The sequence below is a fragment of the Burkholderia sp. PU8-34 genome (assembly GCF_053427725.1).
Genome location: NZ_JBSAXC010000006.1, coordinates 25,320 through 38,355, shown reverse-complemented (window position 1 = coordinate 38,355; position 13,036 = coordinate 25,320). Strand labels below are relative to the sequence as shown.

The 13,036-nt window shown below is 68.6% G+C and carries 13 protein-coding genes and 1 pseudogene; 10 read left to right on the top strand and 4 right to left on the bottom strand.

Going from position 1 to position 13,036, the window contains the following annotated elements; genetic code table 11:
- Positions 1-72: 72 nt before the first annotated feature.
- On the bottom strand, positions 73-633 hold the full coding sequence (gene msrA / locus ACV22Z_RS16315) for a peptide-methionine (S)-S-oxide reductase MsrA (protein ID WP_448077329.1): 561 nt from the start codon (positions 631-633) through the stop codon (positions 73-75).
- 615 nt (positions 634-1,248) lie between these two features.
- On the opposite strand from msrA, the gene ACV22Z_RS16310 reads away from it, so the two are divergent.
- The 3 genes from ACV22Z_RS16310 (at position 1,249) to ACV22Z_RS16300 (ending at position 4,064) form a co-directional block, all read left to right on the top strand.
- Entirely contained in the window at positions 1,249-2,655 is a 1,407-nt protein-coding gene (locus ACV22Z_RS16310) for a selenium-binding protein SBP56-related protein (protein WP_448077623.1), read from the top strand.
- Between the two features lie 14 nt (positions 2,656-2,669).
- Positions 2,670-3,341: a hypothetical protein gene (locus ACV22Z_RS16305; protein ID WP_448077328.1), complete on the top strand. Its 672-nt coding sequence runs from the start codon at positions 2,670-2,672 to the stop codon at positions 3,339-3,341.
- A 213-nt stretch (positions 3,342-3,554) separates the two neighbouring features.
- Positions 3,555-4,064: a flavin reductase family protein gene (locus ACV22Z_RS16300; RefSeq protein WP_448077327.1), complete on the top strand. Its 510-nt coding sequence runs from the start codon at positions 3,555-3,557 to the stop codon at positions 4,062-4,064.
- Here ACV22Z_RS16300 and ACV22Z_RS16295 read toward each other — a convergent pair.
- Positions 4,051-4,551: an Lrp/AsnC family transcriptional regulator gene (locus tag ACV22Z_RS16295; RefSeq protein ID WP_124598243.1), complete on the bottom strand. Its 501-nt coding sequence runs from the start codon at positions 4,549-4,551 to the stop codon at positions 4,051-4,053. The two genes, ACV22Z_RS16300 and ACV22Z_RS16295, sit on opposite strands and share 14 nt — an antisense overlap.
- Positions 4,552-4,681: 130 nt before the next feature.
- Here ACV22Z_RS16295 and kynB point away from each other — a divergent pair, with 130 nt between their 5' ends.
- The 3 genes from kynB (at position 4,682) to kynA (ending at position 7,686) form a co-directional block, all read left to right on the top strand.
- The gene (gene kynB / locus ACV22Z_RS16290) at positions 4,682-5,335 is read left to right on the top strand and encodes an arylformamidase (protein WP_448077326.1); all 654 of its coding nucleotides are present in this window, start codon (positions 4,682-4,684) and stop codon (positions 5,333-5,335) included.
- A gap of 27 nt (positions 5,336-5,362) precedes the next feature.
- Positions 5,363-6,616: a kynureninase gene (gene kynU / locus ACV22Z_RS16285; protein WP_448077325.1), complete on the top strand. Its 1,254-nt coding sequence runs from the start codon at positions 5,363-5,365 to the stop codon at positions 6,614-6,616.
- A 125-nt stretch (positions 6,617-6,741) separates the two neighbouring features.
- Positions 6,742-7,686: a tryptophan 2,3-dioxygenase gene (gene kynA, locus ACV22Z_RS16280; RefSeq protein WP_448077622.1), complete on the top strand. Its 945-nt coding sequence runs from the start codon at positions 6,742-6,744 to the stop codon at positions 7,684-7,686.
- Between the two features lie 29 nt (positions 7,687-7,715).
- Here kynA and ACV22Z_RS16275 read toward each other — a convergent pair whose 3' ends face one another.
- Positions 7,716-7,871, bottom strand: coding sequence for a hypothetical protein (locus ACV22Z_RS16275; RefSeq protein ID WP_448077640.1), 156 nt, complete (start codon positions 7,869-7,871; stop codon positions 7,716-7,718).
- Between ACV22Z_RS16275 and ACV22Z_RS16270 the strand changes: the two are divergent.
- The 4 genes and pseudogenes from ACV22Z_RS16270 to ACV22Z_RS16255 all read left to right on the top strand — a co-directional run.
- Positions 7,842-7,997, top strand: a pseudogene (locus ACV22Z_RS16270) (LysR family transcriptional regulator); the annotation flags it as partial. The gene ACV22Z_RS16275 and the pseudogene ACV22Z_RS16270 sit on opposite strands and share 30 nt — an antisense overlap.
- 204 nt (positions 7,998-8,201) lie before the next feature.
- Complete coding sequence (gene dalD / locus ACV22Z_RS16265) at positions 8,202-9,596, top strand: D-arabinitol 4-dehydrogenase (RefSeq protein WP_448077324.1); 1,395 nt, start codon at positions 8,202-8,204, stop codon at positions 9,594-9,596.
- 92 nt (positions 9,597-9,688) lie between these two features.
- Positions 9,689-11,170: a xylulokinase gene (gene xylB / locus ACV22Z_RS16260; RefSeq protein ID WP_448077323.1), complete on the top strand. Its 1,482-nt coding sequence runs from the start codon at positions 9,689-9,691 to the stop codon at positions 11,168-11,170.
- A 124-nt stretch (positions 11,171-11,294) separates the two neighbouring features.
- Positions 11,295-12,242: a sugar-binding transcriptional regulator gene (locus ACV22Z_RS16255; protein WP_448077322.1), complete on the top strand. Its 948-nt coding sequence runs from the start codon at positions 11,295-11,297 to the stop codon at positions 12,240-12,242.
- A gap of 75 nt (positions 12,243-12,317) precedes the next feature.
- Here the strand turns inward: ACV22Z_RS16255 and ACV22Z_RS16250 are convergent, their stop codons facing one another.
- The gene (locus ACV22Z_RS16250; protein WP_448077321.1) at positions 12,318-13,031 is read right to left on the bottom strand and encodes a LuxR family transcriptional regulator; all 714 of its coding nucleotides are present in this window, start codon (positions 13,029-13,031) and stop codon (positions 12,318-12,320) included.
- Between the last annotated feature and the right edge of the window lie 5 nt (positions 13,032-13,036).

The window sequence follows — 13,036 nt, the reverse complement described above, 5'->3', positions numbered from 1 at the left end:
CGGTAATGCGTGGTCGACCGCGCTGGACGCACGCGAGCCGGCCCGCGGCCCGGTGCCGGCCGCGCCGACCGCTCACGCGCCGCGCGACGACTTCAGCCGGTGCGCGAACTTCTGGCGAAACTTCGCGAGCTTCGGCCCGATCACGACCGCGCAATAGCCCTGGCCGGGATTCTGCGCGTAGTAATTCTGGTGATAGTCCTCGGCCGGCCAGTAGTTGCCGTCGAGCGGCACGACCTGCGTGACGATCGGCTGCCCGAACACCTGTTCGCGCTCGAGTTCGCGGATCACGTCGAGCGCGGTGTCGCGCTGCGCATCCGAATGCGTGAACACGACCGACCGATACTGCGTGCCGACGTCGTTGCCCTGCCGGTTGAGCTGGGTCGGATCGTGCGTCGCGAAGAAGATCTCGAGAATCTCGCGATAGCCGATGCGCGCCGGATCGAACGTCACGTTGACGACCTCCGCGTGCCCCGTATCGCCGTCGCACACGTCGCGATAGCCGGGGTTGCGCGTGTGGCCGCCCGCGTAGCCCGATTCGACGGCCGTCACGCCATCGACGTCGAGAAACACGGCTTCCGTGCACCAGAAGCACCCCCCTCCCACAGTCGCGGTTTCAAGCATCTCGTTCACCATCCCATCAACACCTCGTTGAACACGGGAGCCGGCCGAACGCACCGCCTCGGTGACGTTCCCGCGACTCCCTCCGACTTTCGCCGCGCACCGGTCGTCCCGTCGGACGGAAACGGCGCGTCGCCCAGTATCGCATTCGCACACGAACCTGGCAGACCGAGCGGCAGATGTCGCCAACGAAACGCGACGACTCGTGCGAGTGCCTGCGGCGTCCTCCGCGCATAGCACGCCCCGCTCGTCGGACGATTCTCGACTACACTAGGTGACACCCGGCCGCAATGGAAGATCGTCCGTTCGGCCGGCACGCACGCTGCACGTATCACCCGGACGCACCATCATTCGCTGCAACGTCGATATGGGTGCGTCGACGGAAGTTTTCCAGCCCGGCGCTCCGCGTCTTTGTGGACGCCAGCCCGACCGAGCCGTCGCCGCTCGGCGGCAAGGCCGCGTCAGACGGCCTTCGATGCATCACCGCACGCTCGCTTCTGCTTTCACGATTGGATGGACGGCACCGCGCGTCGCGCTCGACGCACGCCGATGCCGGCAAGCCGACGCGGCGCGCACGGCCGAACGATGCGCGACGCGATCCCGTTCGAGTTCGACTACGAGGGCACGACCATGACCCTGCGGCCTGATCCGACGTTTCACGCATCGCCGGAACTCGCGATGCGCGCCCCTGCAGAAAACTTCGCATACACGCTGTTGCTCAGCCCCGATTTCTCGCGGCCCGACGCGCTCGCCGTGATCGACGTAAAGCCCGGGTCGCCGACCTGCGGCAAGATCGTGCACACGGTCACGATGCCGAACACCGGCGACGAGTTTCATCACTTCGGCTGGAATGCCTGCTCGTCGGCGCTGTCGCCGCTCACCGGCCACGCATTCCTCGAACGCCGTTACCTGATCATTCCGGGCCTGCGCTCGTCGCGCGTGTATATCGTCGACACGCATCCGCATCCGACGCAGGCGCGCATCCACAAGATCATCGAACCCGACGAGATCCTCCGCAAGACCGGCTACTCGCGGCCGCACACCGTTCACTGCGGGCCCGAGGGCATCTATGTCAGCACGCTCGGCGGCGGCGGAAAGGACGGCACGGAAGGACACCCGGGCATCTTCATCATGGATTGCGAGACCTTCGACGTGCTCGGCCGCTGGGAGATCGATCGCGGCCCGCAGGACAAGCACTACGACTTCTGGTGGAACCTGCCGCGCGACTACATGGTGTCGAGCGAATGGGCGCTGCCGCCGCAGTTCGAGAACGGCATCGTTCCCGAGGATCTGCTCGCGAACCGCTACGGGCACCGGCTGCATTTCTGGGATTTGCATGCGCGGCGCAACGTGCAGACGATCGACCTCGGCGCGCAGCACCAGATGGCGCTGGAGGTGCGGCCCGCGCACGATCCCGTGCGCGAATACGGCTTCGTCGGCGTCGTGGTCGATACGACGAACCTCGAAGGCTCGATCTGGACCTGGTGGCGCGAAGGCGGCAAGTTCCACGCCGAGAAGACCGCGACGATCCCGCCCGAACCCGCGCCCGCGGACCGGCTGCCGCCGTTGCTGAAGGATTTCGGCGCGGTGCCGCCGCTCGTGACCGACATCGACCTGTCCCTCGACGACCGCTTTTTGTACGTGTCCTGCTGGGGTACGGGCGAAATGCGGCAGTACGACGTGACGGATCCGCGCAAGCCGACCCTCACCGGATCGGTTCACGTCGGCGGCATCGCGCGGCGCACGCCGCACCCGAACGGACGCGCGTTCGCGGGCGGCCCGCAGATGGTCGAGATCAGCCGCGACGGCAAGCGGGTCTACTGGACCAACTCGCTCTACTCGACGTGGGACGACCAGTTCTACCCGGACGGCGTGCCGGCCGCGATGGTGATGGCGCACGCGGGGCCCGACGGCGGCCTGACGCTCGCGAACGACTGCTGGGTCGACTTCCCCGACGGCTATCGCGCGCACCAGATCCGGCTCGAAGGCGGCGACTGCTCGACCGATTCGTTTTGCTATCCGTCGGTGCGCGCCTGAGCGGCGGTCTCTCCATGCAGGTCGGACTCTGGGCGGCGGTGCTCGCAAGCGGCCTCTATCACGGGCTCAACCCCGCGATGGGATGGCCGCTCGCGGTGTCGAACGGGCTGATGGCACGCAGCGGCCGCGCGGTGGCCGCCGCGCTCGGCTATCTCGCATGCGGGCATGCGCTCGCCGTGTTCGCGGTGACGCTGCCGTTCGGGATGCTCGCGGCGCTGCTCGCGTGGCAGTGGCCGATCCGGATCGGCGCGAGCGTGCTCGTGATCGGCTTCGGCGCCGCGCTGCTGATCCGGCGGCGCCACCCCCGCTCGCTCGCGCGGATCCCACCCGCGCGGCTCGGGCTATGGTCGTTCGCCGTGGCCGTTGCGCATGGCGCGGGGCTGATGCTGGTGCCGATCTATCTCGGGCTCTGCGGGATCGGCGCGGGCCCGGGCGATCGGGGCGATCAGGCCGCTATGGCGCTCGTCGGCGCCCATCTCGGGATGGCGCTCGCCGTCGCAGCCGTGCATGCCGCCGCGATGATCGCGGCCGGCGGGCTGCTCGCGTGGCTCGTCTACCGCTATCTGGGGCTGACGTTCGTGTCGAGAAGCTGGTTCAATCTCGATCGGGTCTGGGCGACGAGCCTCATGCTGATCGGCGCGCTGTCGCTGGGGTTCGCGGCTGCGCGCCAGGGCCTGTTCACTTGAATGACGGCCTTGCGCCGGGCATCGGCCGGACTGTTCGCTGCGTCACCATACCGGCCCGCTGCGCGCCGCGCCCCCGCCCGCCACGCGCGATTCCGCTAAAATCGGGCCATTCGTCCTATTTGCCAGACTGACCGCCTTGTCGCCTTTCACCCGCATCGCCCGATTCACCCGCCGCGCGCCCGGCGCGCATGCGCCGCTCCGGATGGCCGCCCGATGACCCGCGCGACCCCGCCGAATTTCGACGTCGCCGCGTTCCGGCAGGCGCTCGGCCAGTTCGCGACCGGCGTGACCGTGATCACGACGCGCGCGCCGTCCGGACAACTGCTCGGCATCACCGCGAGTTCGTTCAACTCGGTCTCGCTCGATCCGCCGCTCGTGCTGTGGAGCCTCGCGCACAAGTCGGCGTCGATGCCCGTGTTCCGCAGCAACAGCCACTACGTGATCAACGTGCTCGCGGCGTCGCAGCTCGACCTGTGCAAGCGCTTCTCGACGTTCAAGGGCGACCGCTTCGAAGGCATCGCGCACGCGGCCGGCAATTCGGGCATGCCGGTGCTCGACGGCGCGATCGCGTGGTTCGAATGCCATAACCGCAGCCGCTACGACGAAGGGGACCACGTGATCTTCGTCGGCGAAGTCGAGCGCTGCGGCGTGCATCCCGATGCGGGCACCGCCGCGCCGCTCGTGTTCCACGGCGGCGCATTCCACGGCCTCACACGGCTTTGATCGCGCCGGTGCGCGCCAGCACGACCGGCGCGCCCGCCTCGTCCTTCAGCGTCTGCAGCACGATGTTCGAGCGGATGTCCATCACGCCCGGCGCCTTGTACAGCCGGTTCAGCACGAAATCGGAATAGTGCTTCAGGTTGTGCGCGAGCACGCGCAGCAGATAGTGACTCTCGCCCGTCACGACGAACGCGCCGACCACTTCCGGCCATTCGCGCAGTTCCTCCGCGAACCGTTCGTGCCATTGCGTCTGCTCGTTGCGCATCGACACCTGCACGAACGCCTCCAGTTCGAAACCGAGCTTCTCGCGGCTCAGGCACGCGCGGTAGTGCTCGATCACGCCCTGCTCCTCCAGCAGGCGCATGCGCCGCAGGCAGGCCGATGGCGACAGTGAAATCCGTTCCGCCAGATCGAGGTTGCTGATTCTTCCCTCCTCCTGCAGTACCGCGAGAATACGGCAGTCGGTGGCGTCGAGCGTGATCGCATGCATTTTTGGTCCCCGTTTTCCCTGTGATTCGAATTATCTGCCAATCTGGCGGTTTGTCCATGTCTATTTCGCAAGCACTTTCTGCGAGCGTCCGCCTATCATGCGAAGCATCGATTCGCTCATTGGTCACGCCATGGACACACTCTGGGACATCTCGCCGCCCGTCGCCTCCGCCACCCCCGTGTGGCCGGGCGACACGCCGGTCACGATCGAACGCGTGTGGCGGATGGAGGCGGGCTCGCCCGTCAATGTCGCCCGCCTGACGCTGTCGCCGCACACCGGCGCGCACACCGACGCACCGCTTCACTACGACGCGGACGGCGCGCCGATCGGCGAAGTGCCGCTCGATACCTACCTCGGCCCGTGCCGCGTGATCCACTGCATCGGCGCGTCGCCCGTCGTCACCCCGGCCGATATCGTGGCCAGTCATGCGGCGGCGCTCGACGGCGTGCCGCCGCGCGTGCTGCTGCGCACCTATGCGCAGGCGCCCGTCGCGCAATGGGACCCGGAGTTCTGCGCGGTCGCGCCCGCGACCATCGACCTGCTCGCGGAACGCGGCGTGAAGCTGATCGGCATCGACACGCCGTCGCTCGACCCGCAGGAATCGAAGACGATGGACGCGCACCACCGCGTGCGCGCGCACCGGATGGCAATTCTCGAAGGCATCGTGCTCGACGACGTGCCGCCCGGCGACTACGAACTGATCGCGCTGCCGCTCAAGCTCGCGACGCTCGACGCGAGCCCCGTGCGCGCAGTGCTGCGCGCGCTGCCCGGCCACGCCCGCTGAACCTTTTACACACTCTTTCTGCCCATCATGATCAAGACCCGTGAAGACGCGCTCGCGCTCGACCGCGACGACCCGCTCGCCCCGCTGCACGACCAGTTCGCGCTGCCGGATGGCGTGATCTACCTCGACGGCAATTCGCTCGGCGCGCAGCCGCGCGCGTCGGCCGCCCGTGCGCAGCAGGTGATCGGCGCCGAATGGGGCGACGGCCTGATCCGCAGCTGGAACACCGCCGGCTGGTTCGCGCTGCCGCGCCGCCTCGGCGACAAGCTCACGACGCTGATCGGCGGTGCGCCTGCCGAGGCCGTCGTCACCGATACGATCTCGATCAACCTGTTCAAGCTGCTGTCCGCGATGCTGCGCTACCAGGCCGAACGCGCGCCCGAGCGCCGCGTGATCGTGTCGGAGCGCTCGAACTTCCCGACCGACCTGTATATCGCGCAAGGGCTGATCGCGCAGCTCGGCGGCGACTACGAACTGCGCCTGATCGACGACCCGGCCGACCTGCCCGACGCGCTCGGCGAGGACACCGCGGTCGCGATGATCACGCACGTGAACTACCGCACCGGCTACATGCACGACATGCCGGCCGTCACGCAGCTCGTGCATGACGCGGGCGCGCTGATGCTGTGGGATCTCGCGCACTCGGCGGGTGCGGTGCCGGTCGACCTGAACGGCGCACGCGCGGACGGCGCGGTCGGCTGTACGTACAAGTACCTGAACGGCGGCCCCGGTTCGCCCGCGTTCGTATGGGTGCCGAAGCGCCATCAAGCGCATTTCTCGCAGCCGCTGTCCGGCTGGTGGGGCCACCGCGCGCCGTTCGCGATGCAGCCCGAGTTCGCGCCCGATCCGGGCATCGCGCGCTTCCTGTGCGGCACGCAGCCGATCGTGTCGATGTCGATGGTCGAATGCGGGCTCGACGTGTTCCTGCAGACCGACATGCACGCGATCCGCCGCAAGTCGCTCGCGCTGACCGATGCATTCATCGCGCTCGTCGAAGCGCGCTGCGAAGGTCATTCGCTGAAGCTCGTCACGCCGCGCGCGCATCACCAGCGCGGCTCGCACGCGAGCTTCGAGCATCCGCACGGCTATGAAGTGATGCAGGCGCTGATCGCGCGCGGCGTGATCGGCGACTACCGCGAGCCGCACGTGCTGCGCTTCGGCTTCACGCCGCTCTATACGCGCTTCGTCGACGTGTGGGATGCCGTCGAGACGCTGCGCGACATTCTCGACACCGGCGCGTGGAAGGCGCCTGAGTTCGCGACGCGCGGCGCGGTGACCTGATCGGCCGGCCGGCCGGCGCGTGCCGTGCGCACGCGCCGGATCGCGACGCTTCGCATTGCGCAGCATGGGCCGAGCGCCCCGCACACCCTCATTCAATCCTGGAGAAAGTCGTGAATTCTGGTCATATGCAGCCGCCCGGCGACGACGCGCCGGCAGGCTGCCCGTTCTCGGGCGCGCAAACCGCTCACCCGGCCCACCCCGCGCATGAAGCGTCGCACGTGCCGGGCGAAGCCGGCGAAGCTACCCAAGCCCCCGGCTGGCACAACGCGCAGCTCGATTTCTCGAAGTCGATGAGCTACGGCGACTACCTGTCGCTGAACAAGATCCTCGATGCGCAGCATCCGCTGTCGCCGGATCACAACGAGATGCTGTTCATCATCCAGCATCAGACGAGCGAGCTGTGGATGAAGCTCGCGCTGTTCGAGCTGCGCGCGGCGCTCGATGCCGTCCATCGCGACGCGCTGCCGCCCGCGTTCAAGATGCTCGCGCGCGTGTCGCGCATCCTCGAGCAGCTCGTGCAGGCGTGGAACGTGCTGTCGACGATGACGCCGTCCGAGTATTCGGCGATGCGCCCGTATCTCGGCCAATCGTCGGGCTTCCAGTCGTACCAGTACCGCCAGCTCGAATTCCTGCTCGGCAACAAGAATCCGCAGATGCTGCAGCCGCATGCGCACCAGCCCGACATCCTCGAACAGGTGCGCGCGACGCTCGAGGCGCCGTCGTTCTACGACGAAGTCGTGCGCCTGCTCGCACGGCGCGGCTTCCCGATCGCGGCATCCCGGCTCGAGCGCGACTGGACGCAGCCGACGCGGCACGACGAAACGGTCGAGGCCGCGTGGCTCGAGGTGTACCGCCACCCGCAGCAGCACTGGGAGCTGTACGAGATGGCCGAGGAGCTCGTCGATCTCGAGGACGCGTTCCGCCAGTGGCGCTTCCGGCACGTGACGACCGTCGAACGGATCATCGGCTTCAAGCAGGGCACGGGCGGCACGAGCGGTGCGCCGTACCTGCGCAAGATGCTCGACGTCGTGCTGTTCCCGGAACTCTGGCACGTGCGCACGACGCTGTAACCCACCCCGCCCGCACGCACGCGTTCAATTCAAGGCGACGTGCGGGCCTGCTCTTCTCCGTCGCGCGGCAGCGCGTGCGTGCGCGGCAGCCGCGGGATGTGCCGCCGCACGACGAGCAACGCGATGAACACGGCGCCCATCGCCGCACCAAGCCCGACGAGATCGTCGCGATTCCCGTATGCCACCGGGAAGACCGCAGCCCTATCGTCGCTGCGCCGCACCATCCGCTGCGCGCGCTCGGCCGCGCGCCGACGCTCGCCGATCTGCTGTCTGCGCGCTGGGCGATTCCTCAGCGCCGCTCCACCGCGCCGCACCATCGAAAACCCGCCGCACCACCTTGACTTTCGCTCGCCCCAATACGATCATTCGCTCACATTGAGAGCAAATGATCGTATTGGGGCGACTGCCTTGGCACTGAACCAGAGCGAGCGCCGAAGCGCCAGCGCTGGCCGACCGCGAAGCATGGGGTCGGAGTCCGCGCTGAAGCGCCAGCTCCGATCGACAGGAGACACCGAATGAGCGAATCGCCCTCCATCCACGCGCCCGTGCTGCTGCACATCGGCGCCGGATCGTTTCACCGCGCGCACCAGGCGTGGTACCTGCATCGCATGAACGCGGCCGTGCCGCCGGCCGAGCGCTGGTCGCTGACCGTCGGCAACATCCGCGACGACATGCGCGCGACGATGGACGCGCTCGCCGCGCAACACGGCGCCTACACGCTCGAGACGGTCACGCCGCAAGGCGAGCGCGCCTACGAGACGATCCGCGCGATCACGCGCGTGCTGCCGTGGTCGATCGATCTCGCCGCGCTGATCGATGCCGGCGCAGACCCCGCGTGCCGGATCGTATCGTTCACCGTTACCGAAGGCGGCTACTACCTCGACGAGCACAACCGGCTCGATGTCGCGAATCCCGATCTCGCGGCCGACCTGCAAGGCGCGCGCACCACGCTGTACGGCGCGCTCGCGGCGCTGCTCGCGGAGCGTCGGAAGCGCGGCGCGGGCCCGCTCACGCTGCAGAGCTGCGACAACCTGCGCAGCAACGGCGCGCGCTTTCGCGCGGGGATGCGCGAATTCCTCGAAAGACGCGGCGCGCGCGAACTGCTCGACTGGTTCGACGCGAACGTCGCGTGTCCGAGCGCGATGGTCGACCGGATCACGCCGCGCCCGACTGACGACGTGCGCGAACGCGTGCGCGCGGCGACCGGCATCGACGACGCGTGCCCGGTGATGGGCGAATCGTTCATCCAGTGGGTGATCGAGGACCGCTTCGCGGCCGGCCGGCCGAGGTGGGAGCTGGCAGGCGCGGAACTCGTCGACGACGTGCATCCGTACGAGGAGGCGAAGATCCGCATCCTCAACGCGACGCACAGCTGCATCGCATGGGCCGGCACGCTCGCGGGCCACACGTACATCCATGAAGGCACGCACGACGCGGCGATCCGCCGCTTCGCGCACGACTACGTGACGCACGACGTGATCCCGTGCCTGAGCCCGAGCCCGCTCGACCTCGCGCGCTACCGCGACGTCGTGCTCGAACGCTTCGGCAATCCGTACGTGCTCGACACGAACCAGCGGGTCGCCGCGGACGGCTTCTCGAAGATCCCCGGCTTCATCGCGCCGACGCTCGCCGAATGCCTCGCGCGCGGCTCGGCACCCGTCTCGACCGCGGTGCTGCCCGCGCTGTTCCTGCGCTTCCTCGAACGCTGGGCGCGCGGCGCGCTGCCGTACGCATACCAGGACAGCGTGATGGACGAACCCGCGGCGCGCGCAATCGTCGACGCGGGCGACCCTGTCGCCGCACTATGCGCGGACCGCCAGCTATGGGGCTCGCTAGCCGGCAACGCGGCGCTGTTCGAAGCCGTGCGCGCCGGGCTCGCGCGCGTCGACACGTGGCTCGCGCCGCGCTGACGCCGCCGCCTGGCGTCGGGTCAAACCGGCATTGGCACGTGCGTGCCCGCGCGGCTAAAGTAGCGGGTCCTCACTGACGGAACGGATCGCACATGTATCTCGGCATCGACCTCGGCACCTCGGAAGTGAAGGTGCTGCTGCTGGCTCCGGACGGCGCCGTCGTCGGCACCGCGGGCACGCCGTTTGCCGTGTCGCGGCCGCATCCGCGCTGGGCCGAGCAGCATCCCGACGACTGGTGGCGCGGCACGCTCGCCGCGCTCGCCGCGCTGCGCGACCGTCATCCGCAGGCCTTCGCGCAAGTGCGCGGGATCGGCCTGTCGGGCCAGATGCACGGCGCGGTGCTGCTCGATCGCGACGATCGCGTGCTGCGCCCCGCGATCCTGTGGAACGACATGCGCAGCGCCGACGAATGCGCGCTGCTCACCGAACGCGCGCCCGACCTGCATGCGCTCGCCGGCAATCTCGCGATGCCCGGCTTCACCGCGCCGAAGCTGCTGTGGGTCGCAAAGCACGAACCCGACGTGTTCGCGGCGACGGCCTGCGTGCTGATGCCGAAGGACTACCTGCGCTTCCGGCTGACGGGCGCGAAGGTGTCCGATCCGTCCGACGCGGCCGGCACGCTGTGGCTCGACGTCGCGCGCCGCGACTGGTCCGACGCGCTGCTCGCCGCGTGCGGGATGACGCGCGCGCAGATGCCGCGCATCGTCGAAGGCAATGCGCCGTCCGGCACGCTGCGCGCCGACGTCGCGCGCGAGCTCGGGCTGTCGGAAGCCGTCGTCGTCGCGGGCGGCGGCGGCGACAACGCGACGAGCGCGCTCGGCATCGGCGCGATCCATGCGGGCGACGGCTTCGTGTCGCTCGGCACGTCGGGCGTGCTGAGCGTCGTCGGCGACCGCTTCATGCCGAACCCGGCATCTGCCGTGCACGCGTTCTGCCATGCGATTCCGGATCGCTGGCAGCTGATGAGCGTCGTGCTGTCGGCGGCGAGCTGCCTGCGCTGGGTCTGCAAGCTGACCGGCACCGACGAGCCCGCGCTGCTCGCGGAAATCGAGGCGCTCGACGCCAGCACGCTGGCGACAGCGCCGCTCTTTCTGCCGTACCTGTCCGGCGAACGCACGCCGCACAACGATCCGTATGCGCAAGGCGTGTTCTTCGGGATGACGCATGCAACCGAGCGCGCGCATCTCGGCTACGCGGTGCTCGAAGGCGTGACGCTCGGCCTCGCGGACGGCTTCGACGCGCTGCATGCGGCGGGCGTCGAGACCGACAGCCTGTCGCTGATCGGCGGCGGCGCGCGCAGCGCGTACTGGGCGCAGCTGATCGCCGACGCGCTGAACGTGCGCACTCGCCAGCACGGCGGCGGCGAGACGGGCGCGGCGCTCGGAGCCGCGCGGCTCGGCTGGCTCGCGGTCGGCGGCGATCCGCACACGGTGCTGACCAAGCCGCCCGTGCGTGCCGAATATGCACCCGACGCCGCACGCCATGCGGCGCTGCGCGAGCGCCTGGCCGCGTTCCGCGCGCTTTACCGGCACGTGCGTCCGCTGTACGAACCGTCGCGTGCGCGGCTTGCCTGAGTGACGTCGCACCGCGCAACCTGTCCTTGAACGACACGCGAACCGGCCGGCTGCCGCGACTGCGGTACAGTGCATACCGATACGCCGCCGGGCGGCTCGCCAGGATCCGAATTCAATCGCTATCGTGCCCAAGTCCTCAGAAAAACTCGATCTCGCCACGCGCGCCGCGTGGCTCTACTACGTCGCGGGCGACACGCAGAACGAAATCGCCGAGAAACTGCAGGTGTCGCGCCCGGTCGCGCAGCGCCTCGTCGCGTTCGCGGTCGAGAAGAACCTGATCCGCGTGCGTGTCGATCACCAGCTCGCCGACTGCCTCGACCTCGGCGCGCAACTGTCCAAACGCTACGGCCTGTCGATGTGCGAGGTCGTGCCTGTCGATGCCGACGCGCCCGACGCGATCGACCGCAAGCTCGCGGTCGCCGGCGCGCAGGTGATGGAGCGCTACCTGAACGAGACGCGGCCGATGGTGATCGCGGTCAGCAGCGGCCGCACGCTGAAAGCCGCGGTCGCGCAGATCGCGCAGCTCGACCGGCCGCAGCATCGGCTCGTGTCGATGGTCGGCGCGATCGCCGCCGACGGCTCGTCGAACCGCTACGACGTCGCGCAGTACATCTCCGAGAAGACGGGCGGCAAGCACTTCCTGCTGCCGGCGCCGCTGTTTGCGGACAGCGACGCGGAACGCGCGCAGTGGTGCAATCACCGGCTGTACCGGATCGTCGAGGCGCTGTCGGGCGAAGCCGACGTCGCGTTCGTCGGCATCGGCAACATCGGGCCGCACTGCCCGCTCTACGAGGACGGCTTCATCACCGAACAGGAACGCGACGAGATGATCGCGCGCGGCGCGGTCGCCGAGCTGCTCGGCGTGCCGATCGACGCGCAGGGCCGCCTCGTCGACGTGTCGACGAGTGCGCGCGCGACGAGCGTGTCGCTCGATGCGCCGCCGAAACGCCCGACGATCGCGTTCGCTGGCGGCCCGAAGAAGCGCGACGCGGTGATCGCCGCGCTGCGCGGCGGCTGGCTGTCGGGGCTCGTCACCGACGAGACCTGCGCGCAGGCGGCGCTCGACGCGTAGCCGACAGGCGGGCTTCACCCCGCCACGTGCGGTCACGGCACGCCGGATCGCCGCCGCCGCCGGACCAACCGGACATCACTGAAGAAAGCCGAGCATCGTGGCCTTCATCACGGCCTCCGCCTTGTTGGCCGCGCGAAGTTTCCGCATCACGTTCATCAAGTGAAACTTCACAGTCCGATCATAGATCGACAGAATCAGCCCGATGTCGGCGTACGTCTTACCCGCAGCCGTCCATTTCAGCACTTCCTTCTCGCGGGCTGTCAGCGTCTGGCATACCTCGGGCATCGCCGTCGCGACGACGAGACGCGTCATCGCCCGGTGGGCCAGCGTCGTCAGCCACAACACATACGGCTCCTTGGACAGGAGCTCGCCCTGGAGGATCGGCGCGGATTTTCTCAGCAGCGACAGCAAGCCGATCGTGCCGAACTGACCGCGCGACGGCATGCTCCACGCGTGACGAAAGCGCTGCTGCGACGGGTCGACCCAGAAATCCGCCGGTTCCCCGCTGACGGCGGACCACAGGAACGGAACGGTTTCCCGCAACCCGCGCTGCACGGCAGGATCGGTCCTGAAGCCGTCGCGCTCGACGTAGCTCCGGATCCATGTGTCCGGGCAATTGGAAAAGATATAGTTCCTCGGGTTCGAGATCGGCAGCGGAATGCGCATCACATAGTAGAAGTGCTCGAAGCCGAGTTCGCGCGTCACGCACGTCATGCGCTCGATCAGCTCCGATTCGGAATTCAGGTCGGAAAACATGTTTCCGTAGCACATGCTCCAGTTGCTCGTCATTTTCT